General features: G+C 60.9%; 20 protein-coding genes, 1 tRNA gene and 1 pseudogene. 13 read left to right on the top strand and 9 right to left on the bottom strand.

Annotated features, from left to right (window positions below; genetic code table 11):
* From JG746_RS07970 to mdlC, 5 genes and pseudogenes are all read right to left on the bottom strand, one after another.
* Complete coding sequence (locus JG746_RS07970) at nt 1-1173, bottom strand: alpha-hydroxy-acid oxidizing protein (RefSeq protein ID WP_202357649.1); 1173 nt, start codon at nt 1171-1173, stop codon at nt 1-3.
* Nucleotides 1170-2483, bottom strand: coding sequence for an MFS transporter (locus tag JG746_RS07975; protein ID WP_244730704.1), 1314 nt, complete (start codon nt 2481-2483; stop codon nt 1170-1172). The genes JG746_RS07970 and JG746_RS07975 overlap by 4 nt, the downstream gene beginning before the upstream one ends.
* A 451-nt stretch (nt 2484-2934) precedes the next feature.
* Nucleotides 2935-3123, bottom strand: a pseudogene (locus JG746_RS07980) (aldehyde dehydrogenase family protein); the annotation flags it as partial.
* Nucleotides 3068-3325, bottom strand: coding sequence for an aldehyde dehydrogenase family protein (locus tag JG746_RS37820; protein WP_202357650.1), 258 nt, complete (start codon nt 3323-3325; stop codon nt 3068-3070). The pseudogene JG746_RS07980 and the gene JG746_RS37820, both read right to left, overlap by 56 nt.
* A gap of 22 nt (nt 3326-3347) precedes the next feature.
* Nucleotides 3348-4973 (bottom strand): benzoylformate decarboxylase, encoded by a 1626-nt coding sequence (mdlC, locus tag JG746_RS07990; protein WP_202357651.1) that lies wholly within the window; start codon nt 4971-4973, stop codon nt 3348-3350.
* A gap of 101 nt (nt 4974-5074) precedes the next feature.
* Between mdlC and JG746_RS07995 the strand changes: the two genes are divergently transcribed.
* From JG746_RS07995 to JG746_RS08045, 11 genes are all read left to right on the top strand, one after another.
* On the top strand, nt 5075-5992 hold the full coding sequence (locus JG746_RS07995; RefSeq protein ID WP_202359290.1) for a LysR family transcriptional regulator: 918 nt from the start codon (nt 5075-5077) through the stop codon (nt 5990-5992).
* 24 nt (nt 5993-6016) lie between these two features.
* The gene (locus tag JG746_RS37825) at nt 6017-6139 is read left to right on the top strand and encodes an alpha-hydroxy-acid oxidizing protein (protein WP_202357652.1); all 123 of its coding nucleotides are present in this window, start codon (nt 6017-6019) and stop codon (nt 6137-6139) included.
* Nucleotides 6140-6262: 123 nt separating this feature from the next.
* Nucleotides 6263-6883, top strand: coding sequence for a nitrile hydratase subunit alpha (nthA, locus tag JG746_RS08005; protein WP_202357653.1), 621 nt, complete (start codon nt 6263-6265; stop codon nt 6881-6883).
* Between the two features lie 13 nt (nt 6884-6896).
* Nucleotides 6897-7214, top strand: coding sequence for an SH3-like domain-containing protein (locus JG746_RS37645; protein ID WP_202357654.1), 318 nt, complete (start codon nt 6897-6899; stop codon nt 7212-7214).
* Nucleotides 7214-7561 (top strand): SH3-like domain-containing protein, encoded by a 348-nt coding sequence (locus JG746_RS37650; protein ID WP_202357655.1) that lies wholly within the window; start codon nt 7214-7216, stop codon nt 7559-7561. The genes JG746_RS37645 and JG746_RS37650 overlap by 1 nt, the downstream gene beginning before the upstream one ends.
* A gap of 4 nt (nt 7562-7565) precedes the next feature.
* On the top strand, nt 7566-8030 hold the full coding sequence (locus tag JG746_RS08020) for a nitrile hydratase accessory protein (RefSeq protein WP_202357656.1): 465 nt from the start codon (nt 7566-7568) through the stop codon (nt 8028-8030).
* 227 nt (nt 8031-8257) lie between these two features.
* Entirely contained in the window at nt 8258-9562 is a 1305-nt protein-coding gene (locus JG746_RS08025; RefSeq protein WP_202357657.1) for an ABC transporter substrate-binding protein, read from the top strand.
* Between the two features lie 3 nt (nt 9563-9565).
* The gene (locus JG746_RS08030; RefSeq protein WP_202357658.1) at nt 9566-10324 is read left to right on the top strand and encodes an ABC transporter ATP-binding protein; all 759 of its coding nucleotides are present in this window, start codon (nt 9566-9568) and stop codon (nt 10322-10324) included.
* Nucleotides 10308-11003 (top strand): ABC transporter ATP-binding protein, encoded by a 696-nt coding sequence (locus JG746_RS08035; RefSeq protein ID WP_202357659.1) that lies wholly within the window; start codon nt 10308-10310, stop codon nt 11001-11003. The genes JG746_RS08030 and JG746_RS08035 overlap by 17 nt, the downstream gene beginning before the upstream one ends.
* 1 nt (nt 11004) lies before the next feature.
* On the top strand, nt 11005-11865 hold the full coding sequence (locus tag JG746_RS08040; RefSeq protein WP_202357660.1) for a branched-chain amino acid ABC transporter permease: 861 nt from the start codon (nt 11005-11007) through the stop codon (nt 11863-11865).
* Complete coding sequence (locus JG746_RS08045) at nt 11862-12878, top strand: branched-chain amino acid ABC transporter permease (protein ID WP_202357661.1); 1017 nt, start codon at nt 11862-11864, stop codon at nt 12876-12878. Before JG746_RS08040 ends, JG746_RS08045 begins: the two co-directional genes overlap by 4 nt.
* A 199-nt stretch (nt 12879-13077) precedes the next feature.
* Here the strand turns inward: JG746_RS08045 and JG746_RS08050 are convergent.
* Both JG746_RS08050 and JG746_RS08055 read right to left on the bottom strand, forming a co-directional pair.
* Nucleotides 13078-13154: transfer RNA gene (locus JG746_RS08050), tRNA-Arg, on the bottom strand.
* Between the two features lie 83 nt (nt 13155-13237).
* A complete protein-coding gene (locus JG746_RS08055; RefSeq protein WP_202357662.1) occupies nt 13238-14401 on the bottom strand; it encodes a M20 aminoacylase family protein in 1164 nt (387 codons plus the stop codon).
* 254 nt (nt 14402-14655) lie between these two features.
* On the opposite strand from JG746_RS08055, the gene JG746_RS08060 reads away from it, so the two are divergent.
* Nucleotides 14656-15822 (top strand): D-alanyl-D-alanine carboxypeptidase family protein, encoded by a 1167-nt coding sequence (locus JG746_RS08060; protein WP_202357663.1) that lies wholly within the window; start codon nt 14656-14658, stop codon nt 15820-15822.
* Between the two features lie 4 nt (nt 15823-15826).
* On the top strand, nt 15827-16948 hold the full coding sequence (locus JG746_RS08065; RefSeq protein WP_202357664.1) for a CobW family GTP-binding protein: 1122 nt from the start codon (nt 15827-15829) through the stop codon (nt 16946-16948).
* A gap of 14 nt (nt 16949-16962) precedes the next feature.
* On the opposite strand, the gene JG746_RS08070 is transcribed toward JG746_RS08065, so the two are convergent.
* Both JG746_RS08070 and JG746_RS08075 read right to left on the bottom strand, forming a co-directional pair.
* Nucleotides 16963-17202, bottom strand: coding sequence for a sulfurtransferase TusA family protein (locus tag JG746_RS08070; protein ID WP_202357665.1), 240 nt, complete (start codon nt 17200-17202; stop codon nt 16963-16965).
* 8 nt (nt 17203-17210) lie between these two features.
* Nucleotides 17211-18542, bottom strand: coding sequence for a L,D-transpeptidase family protein (locus JG746_RS08075; RefSeq protein ID WP_202357666.1), 1332 nt, complete (start codon nt 18540-18542; stop codon nt 17211-17213).
* Between the last annotated feature and the right edge of the window lie 20 nt (nt 18543-18562).

The following is an 18562-nucleotide window of genomic DNA, read 5'->3' on the forward strand; positions in this document are numbered from 1 at the left end:
TCAGTCCATTGGGTCGTCGACGGGTCCGGCGCGTTCGCTTGCTCGCGAGTGGTCGTCGCGATGAATGAATGAGTCGTTCAGGCGAGAGGCCGCGGCACAGCCGATGAGCGCCAGCGTTCGGTCGATCTCGTCGAAGAGAATACTCAGTGCCTTGGATGCTCCGGCCTCGCCGCCCACGGCCAATCCGTAAAGGACGGATCGACCGAGCAGCACCGCTTTCGCGCCTAGAGCAACGCCTTTGACGATATCGGAGCCACGACGCACGCCACCGTCGACCAGGACCGGTCCGAGATGGCGGACCTGGGACAGGATCTCCATGGGGGGAGCGGCATCGTCGAGCTGTCGCCCACCATGGTTCGATATCACCACCGCATCGGCGCCGATCGCGAAGCAACGCGCGATGTCTTCCGGATTGCAAACGCCCTTGACCAGTAAGCGTCGTGGCCAGCGATCGCGAAGGCGGGCAAGATCGTCCCAATCGAAGCTCGCGTCCATCTCGCGCCGCAAAAGAGCATTCTGCGCCTCAAGCGTATTTGCGTTGTCGCTGGCCAGATTTGCGAGCGTTGGCGAACCATTCATGAGTAGCCTGGCTGTCCATCGCGGATGCGTAAGAGCGTCAAAGACCGTGCGGGCCGAATAGCGAAACGGTATCTGAAACCCGTTGCGGAGATCTCGCTCGCGCTTTCCGTTGACGGGCACGTCGACAGTCAAGACCAACGCGCCGTAGCCCGCGTTCGCTGCGCGATCAACGAGACTTTCAGCGAGCTGCCGATGGACGACGTAGAGTTGGAACCAGAGTTCGCCTCCGACCTTTGCGACTGTCTCCAGCCGCTCGTTGGAGGCCGTCGAGAGGGCGAATGGAACGCCGGCCCGCTTGGCGGCCATTGCGAGCGCTGTGTCTCCGTTCGGCCAGATGGCTCCGTTCAGGCCCGTCGGTCCGACAACGAGCGGTGCGGCGATCCTGGTGCCCAGCAGATCGACGCCAGTTGTTCTCTTGCTGACGTCCCGCAGGCGTTGCGGCAGCAGCTTGATCTTACTGAAAGCCTCTACGTTTTCCGAGATGGTTCGCTCGTCCTCTGCGCCGCCTTCAACGTAATCGAACAACATTCTCGGGAGGCGGCGCTGGGCGAGCCGCCTCAAATCCCATATGGAAACGGGTGAGATCCTCGTCATGGTTTGCGCGCGGGGATGTGGTGGCCAACGAAAGCAAGCGAGAGGGCGAGACCGATCATGGCGAGCGCCAGCATCAGGAGATAGCCATCCTTCCCGCCGATCGTGATCACCGTTGCACCGGCAAAGGCACTGAGGATGGCCCCAAGCCGACCAAAGGCGAGGGCGGAGGCCGTGCCGGTGGCCCGGACCGTCGTCGGGTAGACGTACGCGCAGACGGCATACATGGTCGACTGCACGGCATTGGCGAAAAAGCCTTGCACGCCGAACCCGGCTATCAGGATGCCCGTCTCCAGCTTGGTGTTCACGCCGGTCAGGTAAAGCGCGGTGGCGGCACCCAGAAGGCTGCACAGCAGGAGCGGCCAGCGCGAACCATACCGCGTGATGGTCATGGCGCATATCAGTGCGCCGAACACGCCCCCGAAGTTGTAAGCCGTTAGACCGGATCCGGCGATCGCGACGTCGAGCCCTTCGGAAGTCAACATCGTCGGCAGCCAGGTGAAGGCGCTGTATACGGCAAGCAAATTGAGAAAGAAGGCGCACCAGAGCGCAATCGTGTCGCGCGCCCGGCCGTTTTCGAACAAGGCAAGCAGGCCCTCGCGCTTCCCGATCTGCTGCTCGCCCAAATCTGTGAAGACAATATCGGCCGGAACTGGTCGCGACATGCGTCCGACGAGCCGGCGCAGCTCTTCCCATCGTGCCGGCCGGCGCACCAGAAAGCGGGGCGTTTCTGGGAGAATGAACAGCAGAATGAAGCCCAGGAGCACGGCCAGAGCACCGCCAAGAAAGAACAGGGCCCTCCAACCGAGATTTGGCAGGACTACACCGGCGAACAGGCCGGCGAGCATGCCTCCAAGCGGGACGCAGACGATGGTCGCGGTAATGGCGAGCGTCCGACGCCGCGCGGGTGTGAATTCCGCCGCGACGGTGGTGGCGCTTGGCAAGGCGCCGCCGATGCCTAGCCCCGCGATAAATCGCAAGGCGCCGATCTGCCAGAGGTTTTCTGCGAAGCCGATGCAGAAGGTCGCCAGCCCGAAGACCATCACGCTGACGATCACGGCCCCGCGTCGTCCAAACCGGTCAGCGAGTAGACCGGCGAAGGCGCTTCCTATTCCCATTCCGACCAGCCCGGCCGCAAGTGCGGGAGCAAAGTCGCCGCGGGTAACGCCCCACTCCTTGATCAGAACCGGGACGGCGAAGCCAATCAGTTGCCCATCGAACCCGTCCATGATGATCGACATGGCGGCCATGAGGACGACGAGCTTCTGGACGACGGTCCAAGGGCCATTATCGAGAAGCTGCCCGATGTCCAAGGAGGGATTTGCGCTGCCGCCGCTACCGCCCACCTCACCGGGAAGGCGAACTGCACCGTTGCCGGTAGCCGGGATGGTCGGAGCGGACGTAGGGCCCTTTGGGTACGATCCTGTCACAACTTTCCTCCTGTTGCTTTGCGTCGTGTGGTCGACATGCCAGCACGATCATTCGTGTGCCTCATCAGCTGCGTAAGATGCTCTCCGCGTTCAGCAATTCCGGCGATCTTTGCCTCGCTGTGCCGGATCAGGGTGATGTCCGATCGGCCTTTGAAAAGACGAGCGCGGAACAAGGGCGGCTTCGCGCCGGAGCCGAGAAAGTCGATCCCATGGCGCTGTAGCTGGTGATCTGACACCCTGCTCCTCCCTTTGCGCGAACTCTCCCCGCGCCTCTCCAGCAATGCTGAGAGAGCAACGTCAATTCATTGGAGAATGAGATCGGGCTCGCGCCTGATCAGAACGGGTAATGTCGTTCGCTTGTCTGGATAGTGATCCAGCGGAGGTCGGTGAACTCAGCGATTCCTGCCTTGCCTCCGATCCGCCCGTATCCGCTATCCTTGACTCCTCCGAACGGCATCTGGGCTTCGTCATGCACGGTCGGGCCATTGATATGGCAGATCCCGGACTGGATGCGGGACGCGAGGAGCGCGACGCTCCGAGGGCCCTGTGGCAGCCCAGTTCGGGAAGGCTGTGGCGGCTGCTTCCACGGCCGCAACCGCATCGCCCGCCGTTGCTGCCGGCGCTCGCGTTGCGATCTGGCCATCGAGTGGATTTGCGCGCTCAAACGTGGCCTTACCGGTGGCCGCTTCTGGTTCGCCGTCGATCAGCATCGAAATTGTGTTCATGTCTTCCTCCCCTGGTTCTTGTTTATTGGTGCACGTCTCTGTCCTCGACCTCGACTTCAATCAGAGTTGGTCGCTCGGATGAAATTGCCTCGGCAAAAGCGTCATGCAGGCCTGTGGCATTCCTGACATGAACTGAGGAGCAACCCAGGCCCCTCGCAATCGAGACGAAATCGAGCCCGGGAAGGTCGGTGCCCTGGACATGCTCTTGCGAACTAAAGCCGAACACGGGTGCGAAATCCTGTAGCGCTGCGTAGCGCCCGTTCTTGAGAATGACGAACGTGACGGGCAGACCGAGTTGCACCGCGCTCCAGATTGCCTGGATCGAGTAGAGGCTCGAGCCATCGCCCACCAGTGCGACCACGCGGTGGCCGGGCTTGCCGAGCGCTACGCCCACGGCCGCCGGCATGCCGTAGCCGAGTCCGCCGCTGTCCATCGTGTAGAAGGCTCCGCTCTGCGTGATGGGCAAATGCGTCTGCATTACGGATCGGGCGCCTGGCGCCTCCTCGACGATAATGCCGTCCGCAGGTTTTGTGTCTGCAATGGTTTGCATGACATACGCAGTTGAGAGCGGCACCGTCGGCATTACCCTCGGCGCGATAGCGCGCGCCGGCGGCGCCCCGCGCTTCGTCGGTGTCGCGCGAGCAAGAAGATCCAGCAGCCCGAGTCGCACGCTGCCGATCGCGGCCATTCCCTGCGGCGTCCAGGCGGCGGTCTGGGGATCGTCGGTCAACTGGCAGAGTTCGGCTCCGGCCGGCAGATGCGGCCCGAACCCCTCGACATGATAAGAGAAAGCCGGCGCGCCGATAGCGAAGACGAGGTCGTGGCCCTGAAGCAGGCCGACGATCTTGTCGCGGATCGCAGGCAGGAATCCGGCGAACAGAGGATGATCCTCCGGGAAGCTGCAACGCCCGGACATGGGCGCAGCGAAGACTCTGGCGTTGTGTGCCTCGGCGAGCAGGCGCGTTTCGTCGAATGCCTCGTCGCGATCGACAGCCGCCCCGACGACGAACACGGGTCGTTTCGCATCGTCTAGCGCGTTTCCGATCTTTTCGAGGATGGCGGCATCGGGGCGGACCCGCTGGCTGACGATCCGCGATGGCACGTACTCCGCGGCGCGATCCCAGTCGTCGACGGGCACCGAGACCAAAACTGGACCGCAGGGCTGCGTCATCGCCACGTAGTAAGCGCGCGCGATGGCGAGGGGCACGTCCTCTGCGCGAGCGGGCTCGACGCTCCATTTCACATAGGGCTTGGGAAGCTCGGTTGCTTCCCGGGAGGCGAGAAACGGATCGAAAGGGAGGATGGAGCGGGCCTGCTGTCCGGCCGTGATCACGAGGGGCGTTCGGTTCTTGAACGCGGTGAAGACGTTTCCCATCGCATTGCCTACACCTGCCGCCGAATGCAGGTTGACAAAAGACGCGTTGCGGGTCGCTTGCGCGAACCCGTCGGCCATACCGACGACGACGGCCTCCTGGAGCCCGAGAATGTAGCGGAAGTCTTCGGGGAAGTTCCGGAACAACGGCAATTCCGTCGATCCGGGGTTGGCGAAGATCGACGTCATGTTGAGACGACGCAGCAGATCGATGGCGGCATCCCGCACGGTCGGCGCGCTCACGCGTCGCAACTCCGGCGCGTCGACAATACCCATGGTTCCTCCTGTCTCGGATTTCTATCGATCCTCATCCCAGACTAGAACCGCGAGCCCTTGCAAGGAATTGCATAAGAAGGGAGAAGTCATTACACTTGGTTATGGCATTGAGCGTCGAGCAACTGGCGACTTTCACGGCGATCGTCAAGGCGGGAAGCCTTGGCCGGGCGGCCATCGTGCTCAACATGACGCAGCCCGCACTCAGCCGAGCCATCAAGCGCCTTGAGGAGCAGCTTGGGACCGATCTCTTCGAGCGCCACTCAAAAGGCATGCAGCTGACCGAGATCGGGAAGGCCTTTCTGCCGCACGCCACTTCGCTGCATGCCGGGGCCGCACAGGCCCTGGAGGAGATTCAAGCCTTGCGTGGCGGGGGAAAGGGTACCGTTCGCGTTGGCGCGGTCGCAAGCATTGCCAGTTCGATCCTGCCGCCCGCCATCGAGCGCACGCTACGAAAATGGCCCGGGCTGCACTTCGATGTCGTGGAAGGCGTTTGGGATTTGTTGGCCGCGGGTCTTGCGAAACACGAGATCGATCTCGCCCTTGGCGCGGAATCGCCTGACACGGATGAAATTGTGGCGATTCGTGATTGCCGGTGGCAGGACACCAGTCATATCATCGTTGCTGCGGAGCATCCGCTCAGGCGCCGGCGCAAGCTGGCTCTCGGTGATACTCTCCAGGAGAGATGGACTATCCCGCCGGCCGGTACCGGTCCTCACCAGCATCTCGAACGCGTTTTCGCCGAGCAGGGTCTCGGGCTGCCTGATATCGTCGTCAGAACGCGCTCGATCACCGTGCTCAAGAGCCTTGTCGTCGACTCCGGCTTCCTGAGCTGGATGGCGGAGCCAATGTTCGAGCCCGAACGACGTGCGGGATTGGTCGCACCCCTCTCGATTGCGGGGGTGGATGGACGTCGTACCCTTGTGGCATTTCGTCGGCGCCGCGGCCTGCTTCCGGTTCCGTCTTTGAAACTGCTGGATGAACTAAGAGGACTGACGTCGAGCACAAATAGTAAGAGCTGAGCGTAAGGCGTTGGCGGTGGGGGAATGCATGGCGCTGTTGGTCGCGCCATCTTTCATGGATTGGCGGCAGCCGGTGAGGCGGGCGTTCGCACGGTGCTCGATCTGCCGACCTCTGAAATGAACACAACGCTTGCTGTTACGGATTGAGATGCCGCAGACGCGCTATGCGCGGATTGTCTGCATTCATCGCTCGCGATGTGACCCTCCACAAAATTGATGATACGATGAGCGGCCGCTCTAGAGCATATTGGTGACCAATCGATTTGTTGAATGGCGGGCGAGATGAGCCACCAAGATCATACCGTACCACCGTCCGATCCGGCGCTTAGGATCAAGGCGATTGAAACCTTGATGGTTGAAAAGGGGAAGATCGACCCCGGCGCCGTTGCAGAGATTGTGGACATTTTTCAGAACAAACTCGGCCCGCGTGTCGGTGCAAAGGTGGTCGCTCGTGCCTGGACCGACCCGGATTTTAAACAGCGACTTTTGGCAGATGGCACGGAGGCTCTGAAAGAGCTGAATGTGAGCGGTCTTCAGGGTGAAGCCATGGTGGTCCTGGAGACCACGCCGGAAGTTCACAACGTTATCGTCTGCACGCTCTGCTCCTGTTATCCATGGACGGTACTTGGTCTGCCGCCTACTTGGTACAAATCCGCGCCATATCGCAGCCGCATCGTCATCGAGCCGCGCGCGGTGCTTGCCGAGTTCGGCTTGAAGATATCGAGCGACTGCGAAGTAAGGGTGTACGACAGCAATGCGGAGATCCGCTACATGGTCCTGCCCATGCGACCTGACGCAACCGAGGACTGGAGTGAGGAGAGACTAGTCGAGCTCGTGACGCGAGATTCCATGATCGGAACCGGCATCCCCCTTTCCCCACATCGGTCTTGAAGGGAGAGCAACGATGCACTCCATAGCAGACATGGGTGGGATGCAGGGGTTTGGCCCTGTTGTGAGGAATGACGACGAGCCGCTTTTCAAGGCCGAATGGGAAGAGACGACTTTCGCGGTGAACCTTCTTTTACTTGCCGCCGGCTGCTTCAATATCGACGAAAGCCGCCATTCCATGGAACGCATGGCGCCGCTCGAATATCTCAAGACATCCTACTTCGAACACTGGCTACACTCACTTGAGGATCTTCTGATAGCGAAAGGCATCGTCACCAGGGAAGAGTATGATGCCCGGCTGGCCCAACTCGCTGTAAAAGGGAGCGATCTCTGATGCTGCCGAAAGAGATGGTCGCCACTGCAATCGCTACTGGCGCCTCGACATTGCGGGAAGTAGACACCAAGCCTTGTTTCAAGCCGGGTGACGAGGTCCGGACAGTTAACGACAGCCCGGCTACACACACGCGCTTGCCACGCTACGCAGCCGGCAAGAATGGAACGATCGTCGCCTGTGAAGGGGCGCATGTCTTTCCCGATAAACATGGTCATGGGCGAGGGGAGTGCCCGGAGCATCTTTATCGCGTGCGTTTTGACAGCGCCGCACTTTGGGGGAGCAGCAATGATGGCCCCGGCGCCGTCTATCTGAGCCTTTGGGAAAGTTACCTGCAGGCTGAGGAGTGAGTTCATGGTTGCAGATGAACGCGAAATTGGCCCCGAATGGCTCGAAAACGGTCCCGCCTTTTCCGAGCCGTGGCAGGCGGAAGCCTTTGCGGTCGCGGTGCAGCTGTCACGAGAAGGCCATTTCGGTTGGAACGAATGGGTGAACGTCTTCTCCGAAGAGATAAGGTCATCACCTCAACGGGAAGGTGAGGCAGTCAATGCCGCCTACTACCGCCAATGGATGCTGGCCCTGGAGAAGATCGCGACGAACGCAGGTTTTCTCACAATCAAGGAGATCCGCGAATATAGCGAACACTGGCGCCGATCCTATTACCATACTGCGCATGGCCAGCCGATAGATTTCCGCAAGGATCTCGAGCCCATCCCGGACGGTGCCCTTGAGGAGCTTGATCACGATCACTCCGAGGATCACGAACATGATCACCATGTCGGTCCGGTGGCGATCAGCCCTGCACTGGCTCGACCGTAACAACCGCCAGCCTGAAGCATCCTCCCGGATAGGCACAAAAGCGGAGCTTCGGCTCCGTTTTTGTTGATGGCGTCATTTCTCGCCAGCCTTCCATACCACCACAGTTATCCGCAATTCTGTTGATGCCGACGCTTGGAGGAACCTCTTACTATCACCTTACCGGCATGCACCAAATTGTCGGCAGCCAACAAGCCGAACGAACGGCGAATGCTTCAGAGGGATAGGACATGACTCTTTCAAAGAACACGCGGGGACTGACCCGCCGCAAGCTCCTTGAGGTGGTGGGGACTGGCGCAGTCGCGGGTGCCGTTTCATCCATTCTGCCTGCACCTGCCATCGCGTCGGCGCCCACACTGCGTATTGGGTACATCAGCCCGCAGACAGGAGCTCTCGCACCATTTGCCGAAGCCGATCCCTTCATGCTCGGCAAGGTTCGTGAAGTCCTGAAAGATGGACTCAAGGTCAACGGCACAAACTACAAGGTGGAAATCACCGCCATCGACGACCAATCGAACTCCGACCGCTCGGCAACATCCGCAAGCCAGCTCATCAATGGCAACGGCGTCAATTTGATGCTCGCTCAGGGCGCGCTGACCAATGTACCGGTCGCTTCGCAATGCGAAGTCGCCGGTGTTCCGTGCATCACCACGATGGATCCCTGGCAGGGCTGGATGTTTCCGCTCAATGGCAAACCCGACAAGGGCTTCAGTTACGTAAATCACTTCTTCTGGGGCATCGAGGACATCATCCAGACATTCATCGGCATGTGGGATGGCCAGCAAACCAACAAGATAGTTGGCACCGTTTGGTCAAATGATCCCCCCGGCAAGGTTTTCGCCAACCCGGAAATCGGTTTCCCGGCATCGCTTGGCAAAGGCGGCTACAAGGTTGTCGATGTCGGGACCTTCCAGCCTGGCGCGGATGACTTCTCCCGTCAGATCGTCGCTTTCCGCGATGCCGGATGTGACATTGTCACCGGTCTGTTTGCTCCGCCCGAATGGGCTGTTTTTTGGCGCCAGGCGCAGCAACTCGGTTTCAAGCCGAAGATTGCGACCCCGGCCAAGGCGCTTCTGTTTCCATCTGGCGTCGAAGCCCTCGGCCAGAATGGCGACGGCATGTCTACCGAAATCTGGTGGGCGCCAAGCTACCCGTTCAAGTCCACGCTGACCGGTCAATCATGCAAGGAGCTTGCAGACGACTACCAGAAAACCACAAGCAAGCGATGGACGCAGCCAATTGGCGTCATTCACGCACTTTGGGAGGTCGGCATCAATGCGCTGAAGAACGCGGCCGATCCGACAGATCCCGATGCCGTTCAGAGCGTCATCAAGAACACGAAGTTGACGACGGTGGTCGGGGACATCGACTGGGCTGGAAGCCCGATCAAGAACGTCGCGAAACTGAAGATTGCTGGCGGTCAGTGGCGTCTCCAGCCAGATGGCAAATACGATCTGAAGGTGACCTACAACAAGAACGCGCCTGAGGTCCCTGTCCAGGCGGATTTCACCATGACCCTTGGCGCGAAAGCTTAAGTCATGGAGGCGACTGGCACGTCTCCGGCCCTCGTTGTCCAAAATGTCATAAAATCCTATGGCGGGCCGGTCGTGCTGAATGGGGTGAGCATCAAAGTCGATCCCGGGACAATTCTCGGGATCATCGGCCCCAACGGTTCGGGAAAGACTACTCTTTTCGGCGTCATTTCCGGCGCCTTTGCGCCGTCCTCAGGCGAAGTGTTTCTGAACGGGATCGACGTAACACCACTTCGTGCATCGGCTCGAGCGGTGGCCGGTATCGGCCGCACGTTCCAGATACCCCAAACCTTTGCGCACATGACGGTTTTCGAGAATGTTCTGGTCGCCGCCAGATTCGGTGCGGCCCTCCCGAACCACGAAGCTGAAACCACCGCGTTTGAGGTGCTCCAAACGTGTGGTCTTCATGATCGCGGCGATACGATCGCAGGGACGCTACCTCTTCTGGATCGCAAGCGCCTGGAACTGGCTCGAGCACTGGCGACGAGACCTTCGGTGCTTCTGCTGGACGAGATTGCGGGGGGGCTTACCGATGACGAGGCCGCGGGAGTGGCCAAGCTCGTTCAGACATTTGCACGGAGTGGCGTTGCAATCATCTGGATCGAGCACCTCGTGCATGTATTGACCAATACGGCTGATCAACTGGCCGTTCTGGGTGATGGGCAAATTATTGCCCACGGCGATCCGCAACAGACCATGCAGATGCCGAAAGTCAGGCAGATCTACCTCGGCATGGAGCCGGATAGCCATGATAACAGTAACTGATTTGAGGGCCGGCTACGGGCCCCTGCCGGTGCTATTTGGGATTAGCCTCGAAATGAGCCGGGGCGAGACGCTGGCTCTAATCGGCGCCAATGGCGCAGGCAAAACAACCACATTTGCCGTGCTCACGGGACGCATTAAGCCGCAATCCGGGCATGTAACCCTCCGGGGAGGCGACATCTCTTCGATGTCGCCGATGCAGATCGTTGGCGCGGGGTTGTCAATGGTGCCGGAAGGCCGTCAGCTCTTTCCAAGCCTGACGGTCGAAGAAAATCTTCTTGTCGGTGCTCATTGCCGGCGTTCCGGTCGATGGACCCTGGAGCGGGTCTACGAGATATTCCCAACGGTTGCGGAATTTCGCAAGCGACCATCCACGGCGCTTTCGGGCGGACAGCAGCAACTGGTCGCAATCGGTCGCGCCTTGATGTCCAACCCGGACGTTCTGCTATGCGACGAGCTTTCGCTTGGCCTTTCTCCCGTCGCGGTCGACACGGTCTATGTTGCGTTCGACAGGTTAAGGTCCGAAGGGCTGACCACGATCCTTGTCGAGCAGGACATTGCCAGAGCGCTTTCGGTCTCCAACCGCTTTGCCTGCGTGCGGCACGGTCAGATCGTGCTTACCGGCGCTTCCGCTAACGCAGACCGCGCCGAAATTTCGCACGCCTATTTCGGGATGCACTGAAATGTTGGAAACGCTCATCAATGGAGCACTGGTCGGAGCACTGTACGGTCTTTACGGTCTCGGTTTGTCACTGTGCTTGGGACTCATGCGACAGATCAACATGGCGCATGGGGACTTTATCGTATTCTCTGCCTTCTTGGCGTTGCAGGTAACCGGCTTCCTCGGCATTCATCCTCTTTTGGCAATGCCCCTCATCGCGTTGATTATGTTTGCGGTGGGTTGGGCGGTGCAGCGCCTTTTCATCGAACGTACCCTTGGTCGTGGCGATATGCCGCCAATTCTCGTGACTTTCGGCTTGTCGATCATTCTCCAAAACGTGATGCTGGAGCTTTTCAGCGCCGATACGAGAAGTCTTGATCCGGGTGCGCTCGGGGCTGCGGCGGTTAAGCTTGGTCCGGTGACCGTCGGTATTCTGCCTCTCCTGACGCTTGTCGTATCAGTCGGCATTTTCGCCGTCACGGCCAAGATCTTTGGCGCCACACGCTTTGGCCGCGCAGTTCGTGCAACCTCCGACAACGAGCAAACGGCGCAGTTGATGGGGATCGCCACCAAGAAGGTATTCGCGAACGCAATGGGGGTGGCATTGGCAATATCGGCTGTCGCGGCAATCTTCTACGGAATGCGGGGAACATTCGACCCCTCGACCGGCCCCGAACGTATGCTCTTTGCTTTCGAAGCCGTCATCCTGGGAGGTCTGGGTTCCGTTTGGGGCACACTTTTCGGAGGCATTATTCTCGGCCTGTCGCAGTCCGCGGGAACGCTGATTATCCCGAGCCTCGGTCCCCTGGTCGGACACCTCGTGTTTCTTGTCGGGCTCCTCGCCGTGCCCAACGGTCTCTTCGCAAAGAGGGCGCGCACATGAACTCGGTTTCACCTTTTGCTCGTTCATTGTTCGCCCTGGCGATCACCGCCGCCATTCTGGTTGCCGTTCCGCTGGTGGCGTCGCGGCAAGCTGTCGTTCTAATCACGGAAGTCGCGGCGGTGTTGTCGATTGCCCTGATGTGGAACTTGTTGGCGGGGTTCGGCGGCATTGTGTTCATGGGGTTTCAGGTTTTTATCGGTATCGGCGGCTACACCTTGTTCGTTGCAGCAAACAGCCTTGAACTGACACCTTTCCCCCTCGTCATCCTGTCGGCGCTGGTTTGCGCGACGTTCGGACTCGCCATCACGCCGGTCCTGTTCAGGTTAGGGGGCGCACAGCTTGCAATTGGTTCCTGGGTTGTTTCAGAAGTCGTGCGCCTTGTGGTGTATCACACCAATTCTCTCGGAGCCGGTGGCGGGATTTCCCTTACCGCAATGCGCGGAGTGAATCGCTCCGTCCGCATTCTGGCGACCTACAGTACGTCCGCAATAGTTCTCATGACCGCGCTTGTGCTCTGTGTCTTTCTGATGCGGGGCCGTTTCGGATTGGCTTTGCGTGCCATGAAGGATAGCCCGGTAGCCGCAGAAGCCATGGGCGTTCCGATCCGCAGGACACAGACATACATCCTTCTGATTACGGCCGCGATTTCCGGAGCGGCCGGCGCCTGCTACTACATGATAGCCCTCCAGGTCAGCCCGACTGCCGCCTTTTCGGTGAACTGGATGGCGCTGATACTGTTTTCGGTCATCCTTGGTGGCATCGGCACCCTGGAAGGGCCCATTGTCGGCGTCGTCATCTACTTCGTGCTGCGTGAGACAATGGGCAATATCGGGTCAGTCTACTTCATCGTTCTGGGAATTCTCGCCATCGGCGTGACGCTCTTTGCGCCGGCTGGTGCGTGGGGCTTGCTAAGGACTGGGTTCAAGTTCGACGTGTTGCCCATCCGCAGGAAAATGCCCAGCGAGATAAATCTACGAGAGAGAAAAATCATCTCGGAAGCATCGCTGCTGTGAGTGCGTCTCTCTTGCAATTTGGTAGCTGTCGCTAAACCAAAACAGGTTCGCCAATGTGAGCTGGGTCAAGCAAGGGCTCGATCCATAGCCCTTGCGGCCACGGCTTATTTAAACGTCCGATCAACTCCTGTTTGATCATGGGTTACGCTCGACCACAGCTGTCGCAACGAAGAATTTCTGACGGACCCTTTGAAAACATTGGTGATCCCGACAGGAATCGAACCTGTGACCTACAGATTAGGAATCTGCCGCTCTATCCTACTGAGCTACGGGACCACGCGGTCCGACACATAACCGCTTCGGACCGTTTCGCCAAGAGGCCGACCGCATGCAATCGGCCGGCCTTCTGGCAATAAACTTCAGGCGGCCAGCGCGGTTTCCGCCAGTTTCACCCAGTAGCTCATGCCGTGCGGAATGGCCTCGTCGTTGAAATCGTAGGCCGGGTTGTGAAGACCGGCGGTGTCGCCATTGCCGATGAAAATGAAGGCGCCGGGGCGGGCTTCCAGCATGTAGGAGAAATCCTCGCCGCCCATCACCGGCTGGATGCCGCGGTGGACATGGGCGTCACCGGCGACGTTGGCCGCGATATCGCTTGCAAACACCGTCTCTTCGGCATGGTTGAAGGTGACGGGGTAGTTCGCCTGGTAGTCGACTTCGATCTTGGCGCCGAAGGCGGTCGCCAGCCCGTCGCAGATGGTGCGGATGCGCTCTTCGGATTTCTTGGCGATTTCCTTGCGCAAGGTGCGCACGGTGCCGGCGATCTCGGCCGATTCCGGAATGATGTTGTAGGCGTCGCCGGCATGGAACTTGGTCACAGAGACCACCACGGCCTCGACCGGATCGGTGCTGCGCGAGGCGATCGTCTGCAGCGCGCCGACCAGTTGGCTGGTGATGACGATCGGATCGATCGTGCCGTGCGGCATCGCGGCATGGCCGCCCCGGCCTTTCACGGTGATGGTGAATTCGGCCGTCGCGGCCATGATCGGGCCCGGGCGGATGGCGAACTGGCCGACCGGCAGGCCCGGCATGTTGTGCATGCCGAACACTTTTGCGATGTCGAATCGCTCCATCATGCCGTCCTTGACCATTTCGTTGCCGCCGCCGCCGCCTTCCTCTGCCGGCTGGAAGATGACCGCCACGGAGCCAGCGAAATTGCGCGTCTCGGCGAGGTATTTGGCCGCACCCAAAAGCATCGCCGTGTGGCCGTCATGGCCGCAGGCGTGCATCTTGCCGGGAACGGTCGAGGCATAGGGCTTGCCGGTGATCTCGTTGAGCGGCAGCGCATCCATGTCGGCGCGCAGGCCGATGGTGGCGCCTTCACCCTGGCGGCCGCGAATGATGCCGACGACGCCGGTCTTGCCGAGGCCGGTGACCACATCGTCGCAACCGAACTCCTTCAGCTTTTCGGTGACGAAAGCCGCCGTCTTGAAGACATCGAAATTCAGCTCCGGTGTCTGGTGCAGATGCCGGCGCCAGCCGGCGACTTCGTCCTGCATTTCAGCGGCGCGGTTCAGGATTGGCATGATGGTTCCATTCGTTGTTGGAGCAGCCGGCTTCAGCCTGGTGTTTTGCAATTGTGCCCGGGTTTTACAATTGTGCCCGGGGTTTTGGAATTGTGATTGTCAGGCACTTTGCCATGTTGGCGTCACATAGGCTAAATAGCACCGCACCGATGCGGTCCGTTTTTTGAGGGTCGGACCTATTCTGCTGGCGGTCGCGTAACGAAATCTTACGGAGCCAGGGGCAATCAGGGCAAGAGGCGATTTCGGATTAGATCATGCGGCACAGGCATTTCCTCAAACTATTCTCGGCTGGCGCAATCATGCTGTCGGTCCTGGCTGGATCGGCGCTGGCCAATCCGGTGGTTGTCTTCGACCTGAAGAACGGCCAGATCCTGCAGCATCAGGATGCCTTCAAACGCTGGTATCCGGCCTCGCTCAGCAAGCTGATGACCGCCTATGTGACCTTCCGTGCGATCGCGGCCGGCGAGGTCCAGCTCGATTCGCCGATCAAGGTGACCAAGCATTCCGCCGGCGAGCCGCCAAGCAAGATGGGTTTCAAGCCGGGCTCGGTGATGCGGCTCGACAATGCGCTGAAGATGATGCTGGTCAAATCGGCCAACGACATCGCCATGGCGGTCGGTGAGAATGTCGGCGGCTCACAGGCCGCCTTCGCCGAAAGGATGAATGCCGAGGCGGCCCGGCTCGGCATGAACGGCACCCATTTCGTCAACCCGAACGGCCTTTATTCGCCCGACCAGTACACGACGGCGCGCGACCTTTCGGTCCTGGTGATGGCGATCCGCCGCGAGTTTCCGCAATATGCGTCGTGGTTCTCGATCGAAGGTCTCGCCGTCGGCAAGAAGGCCATTCCGAACTACAATCTCCTGATCGGCCGCTATCCCGGCGCCGATGGCATGAAGACGGGCTTCGTCTGCCCTTCCGGCTTCAACATGATCGGTTCGGCGACGCGCAACGGCCGTACGCTGGTCGCGGTCGTGCTTGGCGAGAAGTCGGCGGTCAGCCGTGCCGAGGCCGCGGCAAAACTGCTCGACCAGGGGTTCGACACGCAAGCCGCCGGCTCGGCCACCGTTGCGACGCTGGCGCCTTATGGCGACACGGTCTCGCCCAACGACATGCATGACGAGGTTTGCAAGAAGAAGACGCCGGAGGAGCAGTCCGAGGCGCCGCCTGCGGCTGCCGTCAAGGACGCGCCGAAATCGCCCTATCAGGAAAAGCTCGACCATGTGCCGACGCTGGTTGCCGTCGGCCTCGGCGGCGCGACGGGCCCGGCACCCAAGGCGATGCTCGACCAGGGCGGCCAGGAATATGCCGACGTGCCGATCCCGAGCTGGCGGCCCGACAAGCCGGTACCGGCTGGCACCGGCCCGAAAGTGGTGGGTACCGCAGCGCAAGGCGACCAGCCGGTCAAGGTCGCGAACTGACCTGATGAGCGGATTCCCGATCCCCGTCTCGGTGCTGACCGGCTTCCTTGGAGCGGGCAAGACGACGCTGCTCAACCGGCTGCTGAAGGACCCGGCGCTGGCCGACACGGCGGTCATCATCAACGAATATGGCGAGGTGGCGATCGACCATCTGCTGGTGGAGCAGGCTTCCGACGGCATCATCCAGCTTTCCGACGGCTGCCTGTGCTGCACCGTGCGCGGCGAACTGGTCGACACGCTGGCCGACCTGGTCGACCGGCTGCAGACCGGCCGCATCGCCCGGCTTACCCGCGTCATCGTCGAGACCACGGGACTGGCCGACCCGGCGCCGGTGCTGCAGTCGATCATGGCGCATCCGGCGCTCGTCCAGGCTTTTCGGCTCGACGGCGTCATCACGTTGGTCGACGCGGTCAACGGGAACGCCACGCTCGACGGCCATGTCGAGGCGGTCAAGCAGGTCGCCGTCGCCGACCGTATCGTGCTCAGCAAGGCCGACCTGGCGACCGATGCCGGCGACCTCGACACGCTGCGCATGCGCCTGCGGCAGATCAATCCCGGCGCCGAACTGCTCGATGCCGGCAATTCAACAACGGGTGTGGCGGCGCTGTTTGACTGCGGCCTCTACAATCCCGCCACCAAATCCGCCCACGTGCGCCGCTGGCTCGGCGAGGAAGCGGCACATGATCACGACCATCACCATGACGGTCATGACCACGGGCATAGTCATGATCACAGTCATGACCATGGCCATCGCCACGATCAGCGCGTGCGTTCCTATTCGCTGGTCCATGACGGTCCGGTGCCGTTTTCGGCAATAGAAATGTTCCTCGACCTGTTGCGTTCGACGCATGGCGAGAAACTGCTGCGCATGAAGGGTGTGATCGAACTCCGCGAAGATCCCTCACGCCCGCTGGTCATCCACGGCGTGCAGAAGATCCTGCATCCGCCGGCAAGGCTGCCCGCCTGGCCGGACGGCCAGCGCGGCACGCGGCTGGTGCTGATCACGCTTGACATGCCGGAAGACTATGTGCGCCGGCTGTTCGCCGCCTTCACCAACCGGCCGTCGATCGACACACCCGACCGTGCGGCACTGGAAAACAATCCGCTGGCGATCGCCGGAAGATAGCGTTTACATCGAATTCAGGCGGTCTCGCCGCGCTCGACCAGGAATCGATGGCCGCCTGACATCGCGGCCGTTTCAACCAGCTGGTGACCGGCGTCCGCGCAGAAGGCGGGAATATCGATGACGGCGAGCGGATCGGTGGTCTCGAGCCAGAGCCGGCTGCCCGGCTCCATCCCGGCCAGGCGCTTCTTTGCCTTCAGTACCGGCAAAGGGCAATTCAGCCCTTTCAGGTCGTAGATAGCGGTATCCCTGGCCAAGACCAAGCTCAGCCGCCGAACATGCCGAGCAGCTTGTTCTTCAGCTTTGTCACCCGGCTCTCATCGGCGCTCGCTGCCTGCGTTTCGGCTTCCGGCGCGGCCGCCGCCGGGGCGGCGATGGTGGCGGTGGCGACCGGGGCTTCCTTGGCGGCCTTGGCTGCTTCCTTTGCCGCCACGGCTTGCGCCTTGGCCGCTTCCTTTTCGGCCAGCGCCTGTGCCTTTGCGGCCGCCTTGGCCTGCTTGGCGGCCTCTATGGCGGCCAGCCTCTGTTCCTCGGCCTTCTGCTTGGCGGCTTTTTCGGCCTCCAGTGCCGCCATCTTGCGGCCGGCGGGCGAATCGATGCGGCCCATGCGCGCCGTCTCGGTCACCGAGCCGTCGGAATTGAGCGAAGGCGGATCGATCGGCACGCGCTCGCCGCGCGCCCGGCGCTTCGACCAGTCGGAGACGATGCTGGCTTCCTTGACACCGGCGATGGTCGGCTTCGGCGGCGGCACACTTGCCTTGAGCGCGCTGTTGAAGGCCGCGTCGTAGCTGCTCTGATAGGCGTTGTAGGCGCTCTTCAGCGAATCCGGCTGGGTGGTTGCCGGGCACGGTCCGGTCGGATCGAAGGTCTGGCCATCGGCGGCGACCTGGTTGAAGACGTAGCGCTTCTCGCAGACGTCGACCTTCGGCGGAACCTTGGTGACCTCGAAATTGTCGTAGCCGACCTTCAGCATCTTCCAGAACTCGTAGTTCGGGTCGTTGCGGTAGCGCGCCATGTTGGCGGCGGTCATGCGGAACGGAAAGGCCTGGACCTGGAATTCCGTCTGCCCACCCTGGAAGGCGTCGCGGCCGAAGGCATAGATCTGCTCGATCTGCGCGTCGGTCATCGAATAGCAGCCCGAGGACGAACAGGCGCCGTGCACCATCAAATTCTGGCCGGTGCGGCCATTGGCGCGGTCATAGGCGTTTGGAAAACCGATGTTGAAGGACAGGTGGTAGTTGGAGCGCGGATTCATCTGCGACGGGCGGACCGTGTAGAAGCCTTCCGGCGCCTGGCGGTCGCCTTCGGTGTATTTGGGACCCAGCTTGCCCGACCATTTGCAGATGTCGTAGCTCGCGACCATGTCGTAGCGGCCATTGGTCTTGGCCTTCCAGATCTCGAGCTTGCCCTCTTCCTTGAAGATGCGTGCCATCACCGAGGAGGTGCGCACCATGCCCTTGGCCTTCATGTCGGCCAGGATCTTGTCCGGCAGCGGCTTGTTGGCTTCAGGGGCAAAGTCCTTCATCGACGAATCATTGCAGCCGGCGACGGCTATTGAGGCGACGAGGACTCCGGTGCGGGCGAGCTTGGCAAACATGGATACGGCTATGTCTTTTC

It is taken from the genome of Mesorhizobium sp. 113-3-3, assembly GCF_016756495.1.
Taxonomy (GTDB): Bacteria; Pseudomonadota; Alphaproteobacteria; order Rhizobiales; family Rhizobiaceae; genus Mesorhizobium.

Coding starts and splice junctions, on each gene's coding strand:
- JG746_RS07970 (WP_202357649.1), bottom strand. CDS start 1,173: ATGACGAGGATCTCACCCGTTTCCATATGGGATTTGAGGCGGCTCGCC.
- JG746_RS37820 (WP_202357650.1), bottom strand. CDS start 3,325: ATGAACACAATTTCGATGCTGATCGACGGCGAACCAGAAGCGGCCACC.
- mdlC (WP_202357651.1), bottom strand. CDS start 4,973: ATGGGTATTGTCGACGCGCCGGAGTTGCGACGCGTGAGCGCGCCGACC.
- JG746_RS07995 (WP_202359290.1), top strand. CDS start 5,075: ATGGCATTGAGCGTCGAGCAACTGGCGACTTTCACGGCGATCGTCAAG.
- JG746_RS37825 (WP_202357652.1), top strand. CDS start 6,017: ATGCATGGCGCTGTTGGTCGCGCCATCTTTCATGGATTGGCGGCAGCC.
- nthA (WP_202357653.1), top strand. CDS start 6,263: ATGGCGGGCGAGATGAGCCACCAAGATCATACCGTACCACCGTCCGAT.
- JG746_RS37645 (WP_202357654.1), top strand. CDS start 6,897: ATGCACTCCATAGCAGACATGGGTGGGATGCAGGGGTTTGGCCCTGTT.
- JG746_RS37650 (WP_202357655.1), top strand. CDS start 7,214: ATGCTGCCGAAAGAGATGGTCGCCACTGCAATCGCTACTGGCGCCTCG.
- JG746_RS08020 (WP_202357656.1), top strand. CDS start 7,566: ATGGTTGCAGATGAACGCGAAATTGGCCCCGAATGGCTCGAAAACGGT.
- JG746_RS08025 (WP_202357657.1), top strand. CDS start 8,258: ATGACTCTTTCAAAGAACACGCGGGGACTGACCCGCCGCAAGCTCCTT.
- JG746_RS08030 (WP_202357658.1), top strand. CDS start 9,566: ATGGAGGCGACTGGCACGTCTCCGGCCCTCGTTGTCCAAAATGTCATA.
- JG746_RS08035 (WP_202357659.1), top strand. CDS start 10,308: ATGATAACAGTAACTGATTTGAGGGCCGGCTACGGGCCCCTGCCGGTG.
- JG746_RS08040 (WP_202357660.1), top strand. CDS start 11,005: ATGTTGGAAACGCTCATCAATGGAGCACTGGTCGGAGCACTGTACGGT.
- JG746_RS08045 (WP_202357661.1), top strand. CDS start 11,862: ATGAACTCGGTTTCACCTTTTGCTCGTTCATTGTTCGCCCTGGCGATC.
- JG746_RS08055 (WP_202357662.1), bottom strand. CDS start 14,401: ATGCCAATCCTGAACCGCGCCGCTGAAATGCAGGACGAAGTCGCCGGC.
- JG746_RS08060 (WP_202357663.1), top strand. CDS start 14,656: ATGCGGCACAGGCATTTCCTCAAACTATTCTCGGCTGGCGCAATCATG.
- JG746_RS08065 (WP_202357664.1), top strand. CDS start 15,827: ATGAGCGGATTCCCGATCCCCGTCTCGGTGCTGACCGGCTTCCTTGGA.
- JG746_RS08075 (WP_202357666.1), bottom strand. CDS start 18,542: ATGTTTGCCAAGCTCGCCCGCACCGGAGTCCTCGTCGCCTCAATAGCC.